This window comes from Microcoleus sp. bin48.metabat.b7b8b9.023, from assembly GCF_013299185.1.
Lineage (GTDB): Bacteria > Cyanobacteriota > Cyanobacteriia > Cyanobacteriales > Microcoleaceae > Microcoleus.
Map to the genome: position 1 here is coordinate 1 of NZ_JAAFKG010000085.1, position 20944 is coordinate 20944.

Annotated in this window: 12 protein-coding genes; 8 read left to right on the plus strand and 4 right to left on the minus strand. The window is 45.9% G+C overall.

The features are described 5' to 3' along the window. Positions 1–333: 333 nt before the first annotated feature. Complete coding sequence (locus QZW82_RS30065; protein ID WP_293157334.1) at positions 334–3675, minus strand: EAL domain-containing protein; 3342 nt, start codon at positions 3673–3675, stop codon at positions 334–336. 342 nt (positions 3676–4017) lie between these two features. Here QZW82_RS30065 and QZW82_RS30070 point away from each other — a divergent pair, with 342 nt between their 5' ends. From QZW82_RS30070 to QZW82_RS30095, 6 genes are all read left to right on the plus strand, one after another. Continuing rightward, positions 4018–4596, plus strand: coding sequence for a hypothetical protein (locus QZW82_RS30070; protein WP_293157337.1), 579 nt, complete (start codon positions 4018–4020; stop codon positions 4594–4596). Between the two features lie 318 nt (positions 4597–4914). Beyond that, complete coding sequence (locus QZW82_RS30075) at positions 4915–5940, plus strand: M20/M25/M40 family metallo-hydrolase (protein ID WP_293157340.1); 1026 nt, start codon at positions 4915–4917, stop codon at positions 5938–5940. Between the two features lie 127 nt (positions 5941–6067). After that, positions 6068–8017 (plus strand): ABC-ATPase domain-containing protein, encoded by a 1950-nt coding sequence (locus QZW82_RS30080; RefSeq protein ID WP_293157343.1) that lies wholly within the window; start codon positions 6068–6070, stop codon positions 8015–8017. A gap of 197 nt (positions 8018–8214) precedes the next feature. Beyond that, a complete protein-coding gene (locus QZW82_RS30085) occupies positions 8215–10575 on the plus strand; it encodes an FHA domain-containing protein (RefSeq protein WP_293157346.1) in 2361 nt (786 codons plus the stop codon). A gap of 465 nt (positions 10576–11040) precedes the next feature. Continuing rightward, the gene (locus QZW82_RS30090; protein WP_293157349.1) at positions 11041–11532 is read left to right on the plus strand and encodes an SRPBCC family protein; all 492 of its coding nucleotides are present in this window, start codon (positions 11041–11043) and stop codon (positions 11530–11532) included. Beyond that, the gene (locus tag QZW82_RS30095) at positions 11529–11978 is read left to right on the plus strand and encodes an EVE domain-containing protein (protein WP_293157352.1); all 450 of its coding nucleotides are present in this window, start codon (positions 11529–11531) and stop codon (positions 11976–11978) included. Before QZW82_RS30090 ends, QZW82_RS30095 begins: the two co-directional genes overlap by 4 nt. 120 nt (positions 11979–12098) lie before the next feature. Here the strand turns inward: QZW82_RS30095 and QZW82_RS30100 are convergent, their stop codons facing one another. Next, positions 12099–13139: a glucokinase gene (locus QZW82_RS30100; protein WP_293157364.1), complete on the minus strand. Its 1041-nt coding sequence runs from the start codon at positions 13137–13139 to the stop codon at positions 12099–12101. 281 nt (positions 13140–13420) lie between these two features. Next, the gene (locus QZW82_RS30105) at positions 13421–15454 is read right to left on the minus strand and encodes an amylo-alpha-1,6-glucosidase (RefSeq protein ID WP_293157355.1); all 2034 of its coding nucleotides are present in this window, start codon (positions 15452–15454) and stop codon (positions 13421–13423) included. A 313-nt stretch (positions 15455–15767) separates the two neighbouring features. On the opposite strand from QZW82_RS30105, the gene treZ reads away from it, so the two are divergent. Together treZ and treY are read left to right on the plus strand one after the other, a co-directional pair. Further along, a complete protein-coding gene (gene treZ / locus QZW82_RS30110; RefSeq protein WP_293157358.1) occupies positions 15768–17594 on the plus strand; it encodes a malto-oligosyltrehalose trehalohydrolase in 1827 nt (608 codons plus the stop codon). 130 nt (positions 17595–17724) lie between these two features. Continuing rightward, a complete protein-coding gene (gene treY, locus QZW82_RS30115) occupies positions 17725–20517 on the plus strand; it encodes a malto-oligosyltrehalose synthase (RefSeq protein WP_293157367.1) in 2793 nt (930 codons plus the stop codon). 114 nt (positions 20518–20631) lie between these two features. Here the strand turns inward: treY and QZW82_RS30120 are convergent, their stop codons facing one another. After that, positions 20632–20820, minus strand: coding sequence for a hypothetical protein (locus QZW82_RS30120; protein WP_293157361.1), 189 nt, complete (start codon positions 20818–20820; stop codon positions 20632–20634). Positions 20821–20944 lie beyond the last annotated feature (124 nt).

Genomic DNA, 20944 nt, shown 5'->3' on the forward strand with positions numbered 1-20944 from the left:
ATTAATCAGTTCTATTTTCTTACAAAAGTCATTACAAAGCGTGTCTATAGCTTCTAAGAATGGTGAATTTATCTCAAAATATACTCACCACTGATGAATAGTGTTCAATAAGATGCGTTCCCCCTGCATTCAAGGTACGTAGTTGCGCTTGGGCGCTCTTATTTAGATTTACGCAAAGAGCGAAGAGAGCGCAACTACATACCTAAAGCAGGGCCAGCACCTGATAACCAGTTAATTTTATTTGGCGCGGGCGATCGAATTCCCAACTTCCCAACTGTCAACTAGGAGGGCGAGCACGGGGGCATCGCCCCTACAACTGTCAACTGACAAATGTCATGCAATTCTCACTTTCCTCAACAGACAATTTACCAACAGTTTGCTCGCATCCCCAGCCGAGAGCGCCTTGCTAAAATAGTGACCCTGAATTTCGTGACAGTGGAGCGATCGCAAACAATCCAACTGCTCTTTAGTTTCTACTCCCTCAGCTACCACGCTCAAATTCAAATCTCGCCCCAGAGTTGCTACAGCATTTGCGATCGCCCGTTCGCACGGATCAGTCGTCAGTTCGCTGACAAAAGATTTGTCTATTTTCAAGATATTCAACGGAAACTTTTTGAGATAATTTAGAGAACAATAACCAGTACCGAAATCGTCCAGCGCAATCTGCACTCCCATAGCCTGCAACTCCCTCAGAACTTTTGTGGTATAATCCACATCTTGCATAGCTGTAGTCTCCGTGATTTCTAACTCTAAATACTTCGGTGCTAAACCAGTTCTTTCCAAACAATTCGCCACCATTTGCACTAAATTAAATTGCTGAAACTGCCGCGCCGAAAAGTTGACCGCTACCCGCAAATCTGGTTGCAAAGCATCCTGCCAAGCTTTATTTTGAGTGCAGGCAGTTTGCAGCACCCATTCGCCAATAGGGACAATTAATCCGTTCTCTTCGGCGATCGGAATAAATGTTGCCGGAGAAACTAAACCTAATTCTGGATGTTTCCAGCGCAGCAGGGCCTCCATCCCCTGGATTTTCCAAGTAGTGATGTTGACTTTTGGCTGGTAAAAAACCTCAAATTCTCCCTGTTCTAAAGCCTCGTGCAACCTGTTTTCTATATTTAGCAACTGGCTGCCTTCGGGATTAAGTGTTGCAGTGTATAATTGATAATTATTTCTTCCCCTTTCCTTAGCGCGGTACAAAGCAGCATCGGCATTTTTGACTAAAGTTTCGGCATCTTCGCCGTCGTTGGGATAAAGGGCAATGCCGATGCTGCTACTGATGTGAAACGCCTGTTGTTCTAGTTTAAATGCTGGTTTTAAATTGTCGAGTATTCTTTGAGCTGTTTTAATCGCATCTTCTAAGCAATTGATTTCGGGAAGCAGTACAGTAAATTCATCGCCTCCCCAGCGGGCTACCGTATCCGTCGATCGCAAAGTGTCGCTGATGCGTCCGGCAAAACCTTCTAACAGGCGATCGCCCGCAGCGTGACCTAGTGTATCATTAATCTTTTTGAACCTGTCCAAGTCTAAAAACATCACAGCGAGCATTTTTTCATTTTTTTTAGCTTGTTTTAATGAAGCCAACAGGCGATCGTTAAACAGTATCCGGTTCGGTAAACCTGTGAGTTGGTCATAAACAGCTTGATAGCGAATAATTTCTTCAGCTTGCCTGCGCTGAGTGATATCCATCATAGTGCCAATCGCCCGCACTGCTTGGCCGCTAGCATTGCGGATAATGTAACCGCGATCGAGCACAAAAACATATCCCCCATCTGCGCGGCGAAAGCTGTATTCCTCCGACCAACATTGAGCGTCTGAGTTCATTGTTTCGTTGAAGCTAGACTTCACTCTTTCCCGTTCTTCGGGATGAACATTCAGCCACCACAATTCTAATTCTATCGTCTGAGTTTCGTTGAGTTTGTATCCAAAAACTTTTTCAAACTCTTCGCTCAACCAATACTCATTTCTTGACACATTAAAATCCCAAACCGCATCATTTGTTGCCCGTGTCAGCAGGTGAAAGCGTTCTTCACTTTTGCGGAGTTTTTCTTCAGATTGCCAGCGTTCCGTTACATCCCGAAAGCTGAACACTCGACCAGTAATTTTGCCTCCAGTATGCTGCGGTAGCGAGTAGCGTTCGACAATTCTGCCATCTTGAAACTCGATGACATCGAAACTTTCTGCTGCGGGGATATCAGACAATTCTTTAGCACGGCTGAGAAAGATTTCCGGGTATTTTAACTGGTTAATTCCATACCCCAAAATTTGGTTGCTATCTCTCGAATCTAGCAGAAAATCTGGCAACTGCCACATTTGAGCAAACTTGCGGTTAAAGCTGACAACTTTTCCGCTACCGTCCACCGCCAGAATTCCGTCAGCAGTAGATTCAATGGTTGCTTGAAGCAAAGAAAGAGATGTTTCTAGTTCTAACTCTGCTAATTTGCGATCGCTAATGTCAAAAGCTGTGACTAATATTGACGCTTTTCTCTCATATTTGATAATATCAACAGTGGCTTCTATCCAGCGAGTTTCTCCAGTTTTCGTGATAATTCTCACTTCATATTTTGAGCCTGCACTGTCTCGCGGATGGCGGGATTTACCCCATTGTTTAACTGTCGATCGAAAATCTGGATGAATAAAATCGTATAAATCCAATCCTAGCAATTCTTCGCGAGTATATCCAGTTAAAGCTTCTGTCTGAGAATTGACATAGCGCAACTGTCGGCGCTGATAGATAAATGCAGCAGCATTAACAGTTTCTACCAGTTGCCGAAACTTTTTTTCACTGCGCCGCAAATCTCTTTCAGCCCGCTTGCTATCGGTAATATCTTGTGCTACATACAACTTGCCGCTCACTTCACCTTTGCCGTCGCGAATAGTTGAAATTGAAAGCAGTACAATTATTTTTTTACCCTGTTTGGAAAGGTAGACTTTTTCGACGTTGCGGACAGAACCTTGGGCTGTTAATGTTGCTGATTCTAATCCGGCTGCCGGTGATTCAGTTTGTTTGAAAAGTCCAGCTATTTGTTTGCCTAACAACTCTTTTTTAGAGTATCCTAAAAGTTGACAGGTAGCTTGGTTAGACGACAGGATATGACCGCCGGGAGTTGTAGCAACGATCGAGACGCTCATTTCCTCGCAAATATCCAGGGCGTATTCCGCAGTTTGCTGCAAATCTTGGGTCATTTTGGCAATAGTATCCCCGATATCTTGTTCTTTTTTTTGACGCAACACTTTTTTTGCTTCTGGTAGCTTTTCTTTCTCTGTTTCAGAGTGAGATTTCCCGCTCGCCTTAGATAAGATAGTTGCTGTGTTCGTCCTGATTAATAACGAGATTACTATAGAAATAAAAGCCAAAAAAGAACAGATTGTTTCCCGACCAAAACTACGTTTATTTTCGGAATTTTGCGGAGAATGTATAAAGTTGTCGCTTGGTAAATGTACAGCTTCTCTTTGGGATAAATTATCTACAAATAAGTCGGCTGTTGCCGAAGTAGTGGGGCGATATGACGCTCCCAAAGAGCTAAGTTTCTCAGGCTCCACCACAATTGCTTCCACACCGCGATTGTCGGTTATATCCCCTATACTTGCCGACAATTTTATTGAATTAATGCTACATTCAACACCAAAAGTAGCAGCAGTCAAAGATGCCAAAATGAATTGATACGTAATTTTCATTTGCTCCAGTTCCTGATTTTAAAAAGATGTCTTCCTGTCTCAAGAAATCTAAATACTTTGAGCATATGTTGAGGAATTACAGAAAGAATAGCACCTGAATTTATGTTGCTTTAGTAAATTGAAGAGCTCAAAAATAAGAATTTATCTTTGTAACTAATTATAATTTTAATCTTAATTTAAGATCTGTCATCGGCCATTGTGCCACAAACTATCCGCCATTATGCCTAGACATCGGCTGGGATCGCGCTAAAATTAGAAAATTCCCGCTCATAGGCGGCGGAGATTTGTTAGAAAAATAAACAATTAGCTTAAGATCGATGCAGAGATCCACGAATTGAACCAATGAGTCAGACGATCCCAGAACTCCAAACAGAAGTCCGCGCGCTGCAAGCAGAAGTTGCCTCCCTGCAAGAGGCGCGGGAAAAACTTTGCCTACAGCGCTCAGAGTGCCGAGTGACAGTCAGTTTTCCCAAGAATAATACTCCTGAGGCCCTTGCCGAGTTCCACCAGCAAAATGCTGCTTTTGGGGAGCAGTGGTTGCAGCAAATCCAGGAAATTGACCGAGAGACTAAAATTATTGAAAAGCAACTGGAAGCAAAACAGGCTTTACTCAATTACAAACAAGGTGAACTAGATAAATTGCTGGCGGGAGAACACTGGAAAGAAGTAGAAAACCACGTTCAAACCGGGGAAAAGCGCTTGCAAGCACAAGCTCGCAAAATTAATCAAGCAGCAGCGCAGCTAGAGGCAGAAATCCAAGATTTAAAAGCACTGTACGAGTTACTCAATCCCAGTTACTCGGAGTGGTTTCAACAACAAACTCAAATTGTTGATTTTTCCGCAAAAACTATTCCTTATGCTTTCCCTACCAGTAGCGGGTTAATATTGGGAAATAAGGAGATAGAGTGGGAGAAAAAGTAGTTTTGAGTTGTGAGTTACGAATGTAAATTAGTATTTGAGTTCGTCGTGAATTTTCTGAAGCAAGTAACAGGAATTACGCAACTACAGTGAAGCAGGTACGTTGTTGGGCTTTAGCCCTCTTTAATATATATGTCTAAAGAGTGCTGAAGCGCAACTACGTACCTAAGAGCTAGTTATACAATACGATCTTTGAGGATAGCGCTACTAGAAAAAATGTTAAAAACTTTGAGTTTCATTTTTGGAAACAGGGTTATTTTTGACGATAGTGTCAAGTAAAATCACAAAGATAATAGTCTAAAATATCAAATAGACTTACTGATGAAACAATTGATTTCGATAGCGCTATTTATTCTGGTTGCGGTGGCAGTTGTGGGTTGGGGTTCTAATTCGTGGCAGCCGAAAACGGCTGTACCGGAAGTTTCGATCGATCGCACTATCCACACTTCCCAAAACCAGTCTCCTGCTGAAAAAAATGCAGTCAGTCAGCCGCAAGTTGACTCGTCCCGGTTGTGGAAACACGTCGAAACTTTAGCAGGAGAACGCGAGGGAGAACGAGCTCGCTCTTTTACGAGAGATTACATTTCCCAACAACTGAAAACCTTCGGTTTTTCACCAAAATTGCAGGAGTTCGATCGCGGAATTAATGTCTTCGCCGAGAGAAAAGGTACCGACTCAAACGCTGGTGCAATTTTAATTGCAGCACACTACGATACTGTACCACAATCCCCTGGGGCTGACGACAATGCAACAGGAGTTGCGGCAGTTTTAGAAGTAGCAAGATTGCTGGGTTCTCGTCCTACGCCTCGGACATTGCAAGTGGCATTTTTCGATCGGGAAGAAATCGGACTTTTAGGCAGTTTAGCATTTGCGGGTAGCGCGGCGCGGTTAAAAAATTTGCAGGGTGCGATCGTCCTGGATATGATCGGTTATGCCTGCCGCACGGCTGGATGTCAGCGATATCCCGAAGGATTGAAACCGCAACCTTTTCTAGATGCAGCGGGGGTGACTTCTCCCGATAAGGGCGAGTTTATTGCTGTGATTGGGGATGCGGAACATCCGCTGCTGTTGGGCACTTTTGCGGAGTCGCCACAAGCTGATTTACCACCGGTGATGACGTTGCCGGTTCCCCTGAAAGGGCTGCTGACTCCCGATGTTTTGCGTAGTGACCACGCGCCTTTCTGGTATAAAGGAGTTGGTGCTGTGTTGGTGACGGATACTGCAAATTTGCGATCGCCCCACTACCACCAGTCTACCGATACACTCGCAAATATCGATCGACCTTTTTTCGCCGGTTCTGCCCAAATTGTGGTTAATGCTACTGCTAAATTATTGGATATTCGGTAATAGGGCATTGGGCATTGGGCATTGGGCATTGGGCATTGGGCATTGGGCATTGGGCATTGGGCATTGGGCATTGGAAATTGGTAATGGCTAATTTTCCTTCTTCCTTCTTCCTTCTTCTTTACAAGAAATGACTAACAAAGAAAATCTGCGACAGCATTTACTGCAACTAGACAATCGAAGCTACAAAGCCTACAAAGATATTCAAGGCAACTATAACTTTGATGAATTCACATTAATAATTGATTATGTTCAAGGAGATCCATTTGCATCTCCCAGTAAATTTAGAGTCAAAGTTCCGCCCAACATTGCTCGAATTCCCCGCGAACTTTTCCAATCTCGCAGTCGAGAAATAGCCCTGCGAGATTACCTAACTCGCCAGTTTGACAAAGCAGCATATAGCACCAGCAGCAGGCGCGGCAGCGGTAAAAGCGGTACGATCGCAGTGAGTCGGTTCGGCAAAGAAGTTTTAGAACGAACTTCGGCATTTATTCTAGACTCAACTGCATCAGAGTTCGGAGATTTAGGAGGAGTTGAAATCCGATTTTCCGTCGGACTTCCGGCGGGCGGGCGCAGTATTTTAGGGCGACAAGCTGCTCAAATGCTGTGCGAAGATATCCCGCAAATTGTCAGCCAAGCTTTGAAATATTCTAGCTTAAATGCTGCGGAATGTCGCCGTCATGTTGAAACTGTAGAAGATGCTGATTGGTTGCGGCAGCAGTTAGCTGAAAATGGATTAGTTGCGTTTGTTGCTGACGGTTCTATTTTACCCCGCCGCAGCGGTGTTGACAACCGTTCTCTGTTAAATGATGCTGTGGCTTTTGTGTCGCCCCCGTCGTTAAAGGTTGAGTTTAATTGTCCGAATCGCGGTTTGATTTCCGGTATGGGCATTCCCGCTGGCATTACTTTGATTGTGGGCGGTGGCTATCACGGCAAATCAACTTTACTCAGGGCGATTGAGTTGGGAGTTTACAACCGAATTCCGGGTGATGGTAGGGAATTTGTGGTGACAAGTCCGGCGGCGGTGAAAATTCGGGCGGAAGATGGCAGAAGTGTGGCGTCGGTGGATATTTCTCCTTTTATCAATCATTTGCCGCAAGGTAGAGATACTAAGCAATTTTCTACTGCAAATGCGAGCGGCAGTACGTCGCAAGCTGCTAATATTATTGAGGCTTTGGAAGTTGGGAGAAGGAAGTTCGGCAACGGATTCTGTAGCGGATTTAACGGATTTAACGGATGGATTTCTAGTGAAGAAGGAAGTTCGGCGACGAGCAATGTACGGGATTTAACGGATGGGTTTTCAGGGAAGAGGGGGGAATCTCGATCTTTTGTGATGGAGAGTCAATTAGTCGCGGATTGTGAAGGGGATTTAGTACCTGTTTTGTTGGTGGATGAGGATACGGCGGCGACTAATTTTATGATTCGCGATCGCAGAATGCAGGCTTTGATTGCTAAGGATAAGGAACCGATTACGCCGTTTATCGATAAAGTGAAACAGTTGTACGCAGATTATGGCGTATCGACTATTTTGGTGATGGGGGGAAGTGGGGATTATTTTGATGTGGCGGATACTGTGATTTCAATGGATAGTTTTGAAGCATATGATGTGACAGAAAAAGCTAAAGAAATCGCAAATAATTACTCGACGAGTCGCGCTGCTGAAGGGGGAGAAAATTTTGGTGAAATTACTCAAAGAGTCCCGGTTCCTGCTAGTTTAGATCCGAGTCGGGGACGGCGAGATGTGCGGGTGAAGGTGCGGGATGTTGATGAATTGGCTTTCGGAAGTGAGGAGATTGATTTGGGCGCTGTCGAGCAAATTGTGGACAGGGGACAGTTGCGGGCGATCGCCTCGGCAATGGTTTATGCTAAGGGGCAGTACATGGACGGGAAGCGCACTTTGTCGGAAATTATCGATTTGGTGATGGCAGATATTGACGCCGAGGGAATGGATATTTTATCGTCTTTTCCTGAGGGGGATTTTGCTATGTTTCGTCGCTTTGAATTGGCGGCGGCTATTAATCGGCTGCGAAGTTTGTCGGTTGTTCGTAGTGCGGACTTCAGTCCGCATAATGCGGACTGAAGTCCGCACTACGAACCGCACTACGAACAGTTGATAGTTGACAGAATGAAGAGGGAATAGGGAATAAGTAATATAGATGTAACGCGCGCGGAAGATGATAGTATAGATATTTTGCATAAGTTCGCAAATAAATAAGTGGATTGTTGCCTCACTTTTGATATGCTGACAAAAGTGTATGCAAAAAAGGCTATTTCAATATGATAGGTAATATAGGACAACCGACTGCTGTCAGCGATCGCCCTTATTTGGTATTAACGTGTCAAGATCAAAGCATACAGTTAGAGTTAAAACAGCCGCAGCACGTACTGGGGCGCGATCGCACTCGTGCTGATTTGGTTGTTCCCGAACCCTGGCGGGCAGTTTCGGGGGTTCACGCTGTGTTGCGCCAAATTGGCCAAAATTACTGGATTTACGACGGTGACGGCCAGCAGCCGAGCACTAATGGCTTATTTGTCGATCGCACTCGCATCACTCCCAATGACGGTTATTGTCTCAAAAACGGTACAGAAATTAAAATTGGTCTCGATCCCAAAAATCAAGTTTTGGTGACTTATTTTAATCCCCTGGCGAGTCAAATCTTTCCCCCCAGCAAACAGTCAATTCCCCTCAGCAATCGATCGGTTTTGTTGGGCCGCGATCCAAATGCTTCGCTACAATTAGATGCGCCGCTGGTTTCGAGGCGACACGCGACAATTGATGCTGACAGTCGCGGCAATTATATTTTACGCGATCACAGTGTTAATGGCGTTTTTGTCAACGGTCAGCGCATCACAAATTCTGTACAGTTGGCCGAGGGAGATGCGATTCGGATCGGCCCGTTTACTCTAACTTACCGCAATCATACGTTAGAGGTGCAAGACCGAGGCAGTCAAATTCGCCTGGATGCTGACAATCTGGTGATTCCCAAGCGTTTGGATCGTATCACTTTGGCGATCGAACCGGGGCAGTTTGTAGCTTTAGTCGGCGGTAGCGGCGCGGGAAAATCTACTTTAATGCGGACGCTTTTAGGCATTGAGAAAACTACTGAAGGCGCTGTGTTTCTCAACGGCGACAACCTGCGCCAAAACTTCAATATTTATCGCAATCAAATCGGTTACGTGCCTCAAGATGATATTATTCACGCAGATTTGACAGTAGAAGAAGTATTGAGTTATGCTGCTAAATTGCGCTTACCTCCCGATACAGATGTTCAGCAAGTAGTCACCAAAACTTTAGAAGATATTGAAATGACTCACCGCCGCACTGCTGTTGTCAGACAGCTTAGCGGCGGACAGCGCAAACGGGTTAGCATCGGAGTTGAACTGTTAGCAGATCCGAAACTTTTCTTTTTGGACGAACCGACTTCTGGGCTGGATCCGGGTTTGGACAAGAAGATGATGCAACTGCTGCGAAAGTTGGCAAGTCAAGGCCGCACTGTGATTCTGGTGACTCACGCGACGGCAAATATCACGATGTGCGATCGCATTGTGTTTATGGGCCGCGGCGGACGGCTTTGTTACTTCGGCCCGCCTGGGGAAGCCCTCGATTTTTTTGATGTCAAAACTGGGGATTTTGCCGACATTTACAACGAATTAGAAACAGGAGAAACCAACGTTCAAAGCTGGGCGGAAAAGTTCAAGAAATCTCCCTACTATCAGCGCTATATTGTCAACCACTTCAGCACCGGCAACGCTAGTGGAAAAACGCCCGCTGCGCCTCCCAAACCCAAATCTGTATCTTTTGTCAAACAACTTGTTTTGCTAGCCCAGCGCTATTTTCAGCTTACTTCCCGCGACCTAGTTAACTTAAGTTTAGCTCTATTAACGGCTCCGATCGGAATTAGTTTGCTGCGTCTGGCTGTACGAGATAAAGACCCGTTAATTGGCGCGCCGGAGCCAACTTTAGCACCTTTAGCGATGCGAGTTTTGTTTGTGTTTACCTGCGCGGCTATTTGGGTGGGTCTGGCAACTTCCCTGCAAGAAATTGTCAAGGAATCTGCTATTTATTTGCGCGAACGTTTGGTTAATTTAGGATTGTTTGCTTATTTGGGGTCGAAGGTTTTCATACTTTCCGGGTTAGCGGTATTGCAAACGCTGTTGATGGTAGGAGTTATTCTGATTGCTTTCAAATCCCCCGAACCGAGTTTAATTTCTTGGCCGTTGGGAGCAGCTATTACCACGTTTCTAACTTTAATGAGCTGTATCAGTCTCGGATTGCTGGTTTCGGCAATTGTCAAAAATGGCTCTCAAGCTAACAGTGCTTTACCTCTAATATTGCTACCTCAGATTATTTTCTCGGGAGTTTTGTTTAGGATGGAAGGTGTGGCGAGCAAGTTTTCTTGGTTGATGTTAAGTCGCTGGTCTGTGGGTGCTTACGGCTCTTTAGTTAATGTAAATTCCCTGGTTCCCGCGCCTACGACTTTGCCGGATGGGAGTACACTTCCCCAACCGTTTGAGCCTACTCATGTTTACGATCCGACGTGGCACAATCTGAGTTTAAATTGGGGGATTTTGTGCGTGCATATTTTCGTGTATTTGATGTTGACTCTGTGGTTGCAAAAGCGGAAAGATATTTTATAGCAGTTGACAGTTGACAGTTAAAAAGTTAATACCGTAGGGTGCGTCGCCATGAATCATCTGCTCGAAAAAGTGAAAAATTTCACAGCGACGCACCTTTGACAGTTGGCAGTTGACAGTTTAAACGAAGAAGGGCTAAAGCCCAACAACGTACCTCATCTTTGTGAGAACCGCTATACAAACAGTTTAAACGAAGAAGGGCTAAAGCCCAACAACGTACCTCATCTTTGTGAGAACCGCTATACAAACAGTTTAAACCAAGAAGGGCTAAAGCCCAACAACGTACCTCATCTTTGTGAGAACCGCTATACAAACAGTTTAAACCAAGAAGGGCTAAAGCCCAACAACGTACCTCATCTTTGTGAGAACTGCTATACAAACAGTTTAAACCAAGAAGGGCTAAAGCCCAACAACGTACCTCATCTTTGTGAGAACCGCTATAGTTAATGCTCAAAATCTGAGAATCAAATGTTAGTTAAAACCAACGCCTTAGTAGAAATTCCTGCATCACCGGAAATAGTCTTTGATTTTGTGACATCTCTGTCAAATCTGCCAAAAGTCTTTCGCGGATTCGGGCCGATTCCGGCAATTGTGAAAGCTGAAATGGCTGATGGTGGAGAGATGCGTGAAGGTGGCGTGCGGCGGATCGAAAATTCCGACGGTTCGGTGATTGATGAAGAAATGATTAGTTTCCAAAAGCCTGAAAGACAAAGCTATCGATTGGTTAGAGGGTTTAAGTTTCCGATTTCTCTACTGATTGAGTCTGGTGGCGGAGATTGGAAGTTTACTGCTACAGAAAAGGGAACTCGGATTGATTGGGAGTTTTACTTTATGCTGACTTCTCCGGTATTATATCCTGTGGGGTTGTTGTTGGTTCAGGTTTTTATGAACAAAGCTATGCAGCAGTGTTTAGACAATATTCAACAATTTTTGGCTAGCCAAAGCGAAGGGATTGTATGAATTATTGGCTGATGAAGTCGGAACCGGATGTTTATAGTATTGCGGACTTGCGGCGTGACAAATTTTCGATTTGGGATGGCGTTCGCAATTATCAAGCTCGCAATTTTATGCGGGAAATGAGTTTGGATGATTTAGTATTTTTTTACCATTCTAATACTAAAATTCCGGGAATTGTTGGGTTGGCGCGCGTGGTTGAAACTGGGATTGCTGACCCGACTCAGTTTGATGTGAATAGCGAGTATTATGATGCTAAATCTCAGCTTGATGCGCCTCGGTGGCAGACTGTGAGAGTTGAGTTTGTTGAGGAGTTTGCTAATTTAATATCTTTGGATGAACTGAAAGCAAAATTTAGTGCTGATGAGCTTTTGGTGGTGAGGAAAGGTAATCGCTTGTCGGTGATGCCGATATCTGAAAGTGCGGCGCAGAAGATTTTGAAGCTGAGGTAATTATAGATTAGTAGGGTGCGTCAGCCGATCGCCATTTTAGCAAAAATCGAGCAGATTAAAGCTGACGCACCCTACAATTATTAACTGGGGCGGGCACGGGGGCACCGCCCCTACAATACCCTAAATACCTGCCGCACAAACCGCCGCTCCAATTAACCCGACATTGCCATTCAAAACCAGGCGAACTGGTATCATTTCTAACAGCGAATCCATCCGACCTTTGTGGGTAAAAGCTCGCATAAAACTGCCTTCTAGAATCAGCGGCAAAATCTTCGCAGCGATGCCGCCGGCTACGTACAAACCGCCGTAAGGTAGAAGTGAAACAGCCATATTTCCGGCCACCGCACCGTAAGCTTCTACAAACATTTGCATTGTTTGTTCCGAAAGCTGATCGCACTTTTGGAGTGCAGCCGCCGCAATTATCGCCCCCGGATCGACGGTTTTCTCGCTTTTACCGATTTCCGACTCCCATTGAGCTATGGCTTCCCCCACCTCGGCTGATTCAGCGGCAAACTTGCGATCGCGCAAAAACTGGTAAATTGAAACAATCCCTTGTCCCGAAACTACACGCTCGATCGATATTCTTTGAATGTCATGTTTTGCTAACAAATATTTCAGCAATTCAAACTCCAACTCCGAGCGAGGAGCAAAGTCACCGTGTCCCCCTTCCGAAGAAAAAACCCTGATCCCATTTGCTTCGGGAATTGCAAAACAATGTCCCAAACCTGTACCCGCACCAATCACAGCAATTGGATCGTGCTGACTGGGTTTTCCTACTTGCAAGGTGTGTATATCTGTAGCTTCCAAACCACACACGCCGTAACCAACCGCTACAAAATCATTAATCAAACTAACACGGGAGATTCCTAATTCTTCTTCCAGACGCTTTGCATCCAGCAGCCAAGGCAAATTAGTCAGTTTGGCGCTGTTGTTGACTACTGGGCCTGCGATCGCAAAACAAGCTTTTTCAGGCTGCGGTGCTAAATCGAGTTTTGTAGCAGCTTCCGTCAAAAACTGTTGAACTATCGGCACTAAATCGGGAAACTCCCCGCTTGGATATCGAAACTCGTAAAGAGCATTCATTGCACCATCAGCAGTCCTTTCTACCAAGCGCAAAATTGTCTTAGTTCCCCCAATATCGCCCGCTAATAATAATGCCATAAACCTCCGATAAAACAGTTGACAGTTGACAGTTGACAGTTGACAGTTGACAGTATTGTCCACTGTTAAACCAATAATTTTTAGGTTGGATCCAGCGAAGCGTAGGGTTCACTTCGTTGTACCTCACATCTTGCATCATTGTCAGCAAAAGGCTTGTTGAGAATGGTGCAACATCTCAGTTCTACCCAACCTACTTATCACTATTAACAACTATAGATCCCTGACCCCGCGATCGAGAAACGGTTTGATTTGGCTACTATTTAACTGTCAACTGTCAACTGTCAACTGTCAACTGCCAACCAAGCCCGCAACACTTCGGCCACAGTCCAAGCTTGAGCCGTGCAGCCCCGGGGCGAGTGGGGGGCGTCGCCCTCAAAAATTTCGCCGAGACTGCCAACTCCGCCAGCCGTTATATGATGTGCCATCGGTGCCAGGAATTGGCGAGCTTGTGCTGGGTCTTTGTATACGTGCAAGTGCGCCAAGACAAACGGGCCGATCAGCCAGCCCCATGCTGTGCCTTGGTGATAGGCGCTGTCGCGCTGCAATTGGTCGCCCTCATAGGCGCCGCGATACTGCGGGTGTTGCGGCGAGAGGCTCCGCAGGCCGTGGGAAGTGAGAAGCCCCCGAGCGCAGGCGTCTACGACGGCGCGGCGCTGCACGGGCGTGAGTAACGGTGTATAACGGGTTTCCTGGCGCTTGCCCTCGTACCCAGGAATCGAGTCCAGGGGCAGGGAAACGGCGAATATTTGGTTGGGGCGCAGGGAAATGTCGTTGCCGTCGGGGCCGTCGAGAACGTCGTAGCAGTAACCGGTTGAGTCGTTCCAGAAGCGATCGAATCCGGTGGCGGTACGATCGCCCAACTGCTGGTATTCATGGTGAGGCTTGCCCAGTTTTCGAGCAAAACTTGTCATTGCTTGCACGGCATTGTACCAAAGCGCGCTAAGTTCGATCGGCTTACCGATCCGAGGAGTCACCACCCAATCGCCGATTTTCGCGTCCATCCAAGTCAGTTGCACGCCGCTTTCCCCCGCGTAGACTAAACCGTCGTCAGGATCGACGCGGATGTTATACCGAGTTCCGTTTACGTGCCAATCCACAATCTCACATAGTGTCGGCCAGAGTTCCGCCAAAAGTTCGTCGTCTCCGGTGCAATCGCAGTAAGCGCGAACCGCCTCAAAGTACCACAGCGTGGCGTCTGCGGTGTTGTATTCCGGAGCGCCCCCGGCATCCGGGAAGCGGTTTGGCAGCATTCCCCGATCGACATACCGTGCAAATGTTCGCAAAATCGATCGGGCAATTTCCCACCGCCCGGTACAGATTGTGAGACCCGGCAGGGCGATCGTCGTATCGCGCCCCCAGTCGCTGAACCAGGGATATCCGGCGATAATCGTTTTACCCTCGGGTTCCTTTGGTAGCGGGCGGTTGACGATAAATTGGTCGGCTGCTAGCACTAACTGCTCGATCCAGTCGGGAGATTCGCTCGCTTTTGGCCATTTTTGCAGCAATTCTCGATCGCCCGCTTGGCGCAATTCTAAAGCCGCATCGCCGTTGAGTTCAGCATTTTTCTCCGTACTCGCGATCAATGTGAGAGATTGTCCTGGTGCGATCGCGAAGTGAAAAGTCGCCGCGTGCAAGTGATCCTCGCAGTAGTCCAACCCGCGCCGCTGTTCGGCTGCCAAATTAAATCCGTAGTGCCAATTGTATAAGGGCGTAGAGACTCGAAATTTAGCCTCTGGAGTAGCATCTGTCAGCAGGTACAGGGGTGCGGCTCCGTCAAAAGCCGTCACGCAAACCCCTTGTGTCAAAGTTTCCAGACTCACAGGCCAGTCGCCCGCGCTTGTCATGTGGTGGTAGTCGCGGTAGTTGACTAGGGCTTTGACTGCGATCGCGATCGGTTGTGAGGCGCGGTGCAAGCGGTATTGAATATATGTTGTGTTAGCACCTTGCTGCATCCAAATCCGCTTGGACAGGATAGCGTCGGCGAGGGCATACCTCCAAACAGGCGTCGTACCTTCGAGGTGGAAGCTTTCGATGCAGTTGTAGCCGTGGGGTTCGATCGTACTGTCGGCCCAGCGGTTGGTATAAAGCGGGTAGGCGCGATCGGCATACACGGCCGTCTCGTCTAGCTTGGCGAGCATCAAAGTCCGTGCCAGCGGGGGTTTGAGCGCTGCAACCAGCAGCCCGTGATAGCGGCGGGTGAGGAGATTTGCGATCGTCCCGCTAGCATAACCGCCGATTCCGTTTGTCACCAACCACTCGCGAGACTCCGCCGAGTCGAGATTGCAGCAGATTTCCCGTCCAAAAGCAATAACCATAGGATACACGCTCGCGCTGATTTGCTATCTACCTTTAGGTATATTCTAGACCTTATAAACCAGAAATATTAACTCTGGCAGGTGGCCAAGAATGGCGATCGCTAAGGATGCAGATTCATGCTCTAATTTATACATAACGAACCGCTACTTTTGCCCCAGCGATAATTCTAACCGTTGCTCTGTCTCAAGTTAGTTGTTTGTAATTTTAAGTAATCTTACCATCAGAGGCGCTCTCACCTCAAGAACACAGCATTTGATTGCGTCCCAAGGGCGATCGCACAACCAACCTATTTTATAAGGAGAACAACTCAAAGTGAAGATAGGAGCAAATTACCTCGGCAACAACCAATGTGAGTTTACAGTTTGGGCGCCCACAATCACACAAATATCAGTCCAAATTGTTTCCCCAGAGCCACGCCAGATACCCATGCAACAATCCGCAGAAGGTTACTGGCAAACCACCGCTACAGACATCGCACCAGGAACTCTTTATACCTACCAGCTCGAAGGAAAAATTGACCGACCAGACCCGGCATCAAAATATCAACCCCAAGGCGTCCACGCCCCCTCGCAAGTAATAGATCAAAATGCCTTTGCTTGGACAGACAAAAATTGGCAAGGCGTGCCACTGTCGGAAATGATTATCTACGAACTGCACGTCGGCACATTCACCCAAGCCGGAACATTTGAAGCAATAATTCCCCAACTCAAAAAACTCACAGAATTGGGGATTAATGTCATCGAAATTATGCCAGTTGCCCAATTCCCAGGCGATCGCAACTGGGGATACGACGGCGTATATCCCTACGCCGTTCAAAACTCCTACGGCGGCCCAGAAGGCTTCAAAAAACTCATCAACGCCTGCCACGAACACGGCATCTCAGTAATACTCGATGTCGTTTACAACCACCTCGGCCCCGAAGGAAACTACCTCCGCGACTTCGGCCCCTACTTTACCTCAAAATACGGCTCGATTTGGGGAGACCCCCTCAACTTCGACGACGCCTACAGCGACGGCGTCCGCAACTACTTTATTCAAAACGCCCTCTACTGGTTTCGAGACTATCACATCGACGGTCTGAGATTAGATGCAATTCAAGCAATATTTGAAGTAGGTGCCAGACCGTTTTTGCAAGAACTCTCCGACGCCACCGCCGAGATTTCCCAAGAAATCGGCAGGAAACTTTACTTAATCGCAGAAAGTGACTTAAACGATGTCCGCACAGTACGTCCCAAAGAACTCAGCGGTTTCGGATTAGACGCCCAGTGGTGCGACGATTTCCACCACGCACTGCACGCCTTGCTCACCGGAGAAAATGACCGCTACTACCAAGACTTTGGCAAGTGCGAACACCTAGAAAAATCCTTCAAAGAAAGCTTTGTTTACTCCGGGCAGTATGCACCTCACAGAAAGCGAAAACACGGCAATTCTGTCAAAGATGAACCGGGCGAAAAATTTCTGGTATTTTCCCAAACCCACGACCAAATCGGCAACCGGATTTTAGGAGACAGACTCTCGCAAATAGTGGACTTTGAAGCGCTGAAACTCGCAGCCGGTACAGTTTTGATTTCTCCCTACATTCCCTTCTTATTTATGGGAGAAGAATACGGAGAAACAACGCCGTTTCTGTACTTTGTTTCCCACTCAGATCCTGACTTAATTGAAGCGATTCGCAAAGACAAGCAACAAGAATTTAAAGCTTTTGAAGACAGAGGCGAATTTCAAGACCCCCAGAGTCCTGAGAGCTTCCAAAAGTGCAAGTTAAACTGGGAAAAATCAACAGCAGGAAAACACAAAATCCTCTGGGAATGGCACCAACATTTGATTCAAATGCGGCGAACAATTCCCGCCCTGAAAAAACTCGACAAAAACAATCTAGAAGTTTCCAGCATTGAAGCAGAAAAAATCTTGTTTCTCCGTCGGTGGACAGATAACAGCCAGATATTCTGCATCCTGAACTTCAACAAGCAAGAGGTCGCTGTTACGCCCGGACTTCCCCAAGGCAATGGTCACAAAATTTTAGACTCTGCTGATGTAAAATGGATGGGTTCAGGTTCTAGCTTGCCTGAAAACATCAATTCGCAGCAAGAATTGACTGTTAAACCGCAGAGTTTCGCACTCTACGAATTAATCAATTAAACCAATAGGGCTAAAGCCCAACAACGTACCTCTTCTTTCTGAGAACCGCTATAGCTCGCGTCCAGCCACTGTTTGCGTAATTTCTGTCAACTACCCGATCGACTAATCAATCAGGAGTAAAATCAAGATGATGAGAATTCCCACAACCACTTATCGGATTCAATTTCATGCAGGTTTTAACTTTGAAGCCGCTAAACAAATCCTCAGCTATCTGGAAGAATTAGGAATTACCGACCTTTACGCCTCACCGATATTCAAAGCCAGAAAAGGCAGCAGTCATGGATACGATGTGGTTGACTCAAATCAAATCAATCCTGAATTGGGAACATCAGAAAACTTTGAAGCCCTCACCTACGAAATCAATAAACTGAACATGGGATGGCTGCAAGATATTGTTCCGAACCACATGGCTTACGACACTCAAAATTTGTTGCTGTTAGACGTATTAGAACACGGGCCGGATTCCGACTATTTCGATTACTTCGATATTGAATGGAATCACGCTTACGAACATCTCAGAGGTCGAGTGCTGGCTCCGCTGCTGGGCAATTTTTATGGCGAGTGTCTGGAAAATGGCGAGATTCAACTCAAATACAGCGAAATTGGGCTAACTATCAATTACTACAGCTTACAATTGCCTGTAAAAATTGAATCTTATGCTAGTTTTATCGGTCATAATTTGGGGCATTTAGGCAGGGAATTAGGCAGGCGCCATCCAGATTTTATCAAGTTCTTGGGGATTCTTTATCTAATTAAGAATACACCTTCTGAAGCTAAAGGTAAAGCCAGATACGATCAGATAGCTTTTGTCAAAGGGCTGCTGTGGGAACTCTACAATCAAAATCCCATCGTCCAGGAATTTATTGATGAAAATATCAATTTCTTTAACGGAGAAAAAGGCAATCCAGAAAGCTTTAATTTGTTAGATAGTTTACTCTCCGAGCAATTTTATCGTCTCTCTTTCTGGAAAGTGGGCGCCGAAGAAATCAACTACCGCAGGTTTTTTACTGTCAACGAACTGATTTCGGTAAAAGTTGAAGAGATTAAAGTTTTCCACAAAAACCACGCTCTGATCTTCGACATGGTAGACGAGGGAAAGTTTACCGGATTGAGAATCGACCACATCGACGGACTTTACGACCCCACAGAATATTTGAAACGGCTCCGCGAGAGAGTTGGAGACACTTACATTACTGTGGAAAAGATTCTGGAACACGAGGAAGATTTACCGTCCTATTGGCCGATTGAGGGAACCAGTGGCTACGACTTTTTGAACTACGTAAACGGCGTTTTTTGTCGGTGCGATCGCGAACAGCAATTTAGCGAAATTTATCAGAGATTTACTCGCTTGAATGTTCCTTACGAACAGTTGTTTTTAGATAAAAAAGGGCTGATTGTTGAGAAAAATTTGGCGGGAGATGTAGACAATCTGGCTCAGCTTTTGAAGAATATTTCCGGTCAATCCCGACAGGGAAATGACTTTACTCGTCCGGGTTTGGAAAAAGCGCTGGCTGCGGTTTTGACGATTTTTCCAGTGTACAGAACTTACATTAATCAAGACGGTTTGCGAGAGTCCGATCGCATTTACGTCAAATATGCGATCGCCCACGCCAAAGAATTAGTACCGCGACTCCTCAAAGAACTGAAATTTATCGAAACGGTGCTGTTACTGGAAGAAGAAGAAACCCTCACAGCCGAACAAAAAGAGGAGCGCAGGCACTTTGTCATGAAACTACAGCAGTTGACAGGCCCCCTGATGGCCAAAGGCGTTGAAGACACGTTGCTATACGTCTACTATCGCCTTTTATCCCTCAACGAAGTCGGAGGAAACCCCAGTCAGTTCGGCGTTTCGCTGGCGGATTTTCACGAGTTCAACAAGCAGCAGCAAGTAGCTTGGCCTCACAAAATGAATGCTACAGCTACCCACGATACCAAACGCGGCGAAGATGTGCGAGCTAGACTTAATGTTTTGTCAGAAATTCCTGAGGAATGGGAACAACAAGTCAGGTCTTGGAGAGAGGTAAACTCTTCTAAAAAAGTCAACTTTGTGAATCGAATGGTTCCCGATACTAACGACGAATACTTCTTGTATCAAACTCTGCTCGGCAGTTTTCCATTTGAGGAAATTGAAAACACTGATTATGTTACTCGCGTCAAAGATTATGCGATCAAAGCCGTCCGCGAAGCAAAAGTTTATACAGCTTGGCTGAGACCTGATAACGACTACGAAACTGGGTTTATGACCTTTATCGATAGCGTTCTCGAACCTTCAGAACAAAATCAGTTTTTCAAGAAATTTTTACCTTTCTGGAAAAAAGTAGCTGATTACGGAATTTTCAATTCTTTATCTCAAACGCTGCTAAAAATTACGGCACCTGGGGTTCCTGACATTTATCAAGGCACGGAATTTTGGGATTTAAGCCACGTCGATCCAGATAACCGCCGTCCAGTGGATTTTGACCGCCGAATTGAGGTTTTGCGGGAAATTAAACAGCAAGCTGAGACGGATATTTTGCAACTGGTTGAAGATTTGATTGCGACGCGGGAAGATGCTAGAATTAAGTTGTTTTTGACGGCAAGAGTCCTAGAAGCTAGAAAAAAATACTTGCAAGTTTTTCAATCTGGCGATTATCAACCACTGCACGCAGTTGGCACTTTTAAAGATAACGTGATTGCTTTTGCTCGCAAATTTGAAGATACTACAGTTATTGCGATCGCTCCTCGATACTTGACGGGAATTGTGAAACCGGAAGAAATGCCGATCGGCAAACAAGTCTGGAAAGATACTAATCTGGAATTGTCGGATAAAATGCCGTCGGTTTGGAAGGATGCGATTACCAATCAGCCTGTTGAAAGTAACGGTAAGCTGGCCATTGGTGATGCTCTCAGCTACTTTCCCGCAGCTTTGTTGATTAGTCAGTAGTCAGTTGACTGTTGACGGTTGACGGTTGACAGTTGACTGTTGTCATTAGGCGAATTGGTTTTTTATAGCGACAGTGATATGTTCAAACCTGTCCCTGTCGCTTGGTTGTTGGGGTTAAAATAATAGCCAGTAAAAGTCAACTCGACTAATCATATCGTGTCCGGTCGATTGACCGCGATAATATCCGTTCGTAGTGCGGACTGAAGTCCGCAGCATATTGCGGACTGAAGTCCGCACTACGAACAGTTGTTTGTTATAGCGATCGACCGGACATGATGTGGCAAATTCAGATATATACTCCAATACGGTTTACTTAAGGGTTGGGAGGCTTTAAAATATTAAAAACAGGAGGATTAGTTTTTATTCCAGTACCTCTGTGTTTAACTTTTTTGGATTTAAACTTTGAAACAGGTTTTTTGACAACTCT

Excerpts from the sequence above, each read along its gene's own strand:
- QZW82_RS30065 (WP_293157334.1), bottom strand. The coding sequence starts at position 3,675 with ATGAAAATTACGTATCAATTCATTTTGGCATCTTTGACTGCTGCTACT.
- QZW82_RS30070 (WP_293157337.1), top strand. The coding sequence starts at position 4,018 with ATGAGTCAGACGATCCCAGAACTCCAAACAGAAGTCCGCGCGCTGCAA.
- QZW82_RS30075 (WP_293157340.1), top strand. The coding sequence starts at position 4,915 with ATGAAACAATTGATTTCGATAGCGCTATTTATTCTGGTTGCGGTGGCA.
- QZW82_RS30080 (WP_293157343.1), top strand. The coding sequence starts at position 6,068 with ATGACTAACAAAGAAAATCTGCGACAGCATTTACTGCAACTAGACAAT.
- QZW82_RS30085 (WP_293157346.1), top strand. The coding sequence starts at position 8,215 with ATGATAGGTAATATAGGACAACCGACTGCTGTCAGCGATCGCCCTTAT.
- QZW82_RS30090 (WP_293157349.1), top strand. The coding sequence starts at position 11,041 with ATGTTAGTTAAAACCAACGCCTTAGTAGAAATTCCTGCATCACCGGAA.
- QZW82_RS30095 (WP_293157352.1), top strand. The coding sequence starts at position 11,529 with ATGAATTATTGGCTGATGAAGTCGGAACCGGATGTTTATAGTATTGCG.
- QZW82_RS30100 (WP_293157364.1), bottom strand. The coding sequence starts at position 13,139 with ATGGCATTATTATTAGCGGGCGATATTGGGGGAACTAAGACAATTTTG.
- QZW82_RS30105 (WP_293157355.1), bottom strand. The coding sequence starts at position 15,454 with ATGGTTATTGCTTTTGGACGGGAAATCTGCTGCAATCTCGACTCGGCG.
- treY (WP_293157367.1), top strand. The coding sequence starts at position 17,725 with ATGAGAATTCCCACAACCACTTATCGGATTCAATTTCATGCAGGTTTT.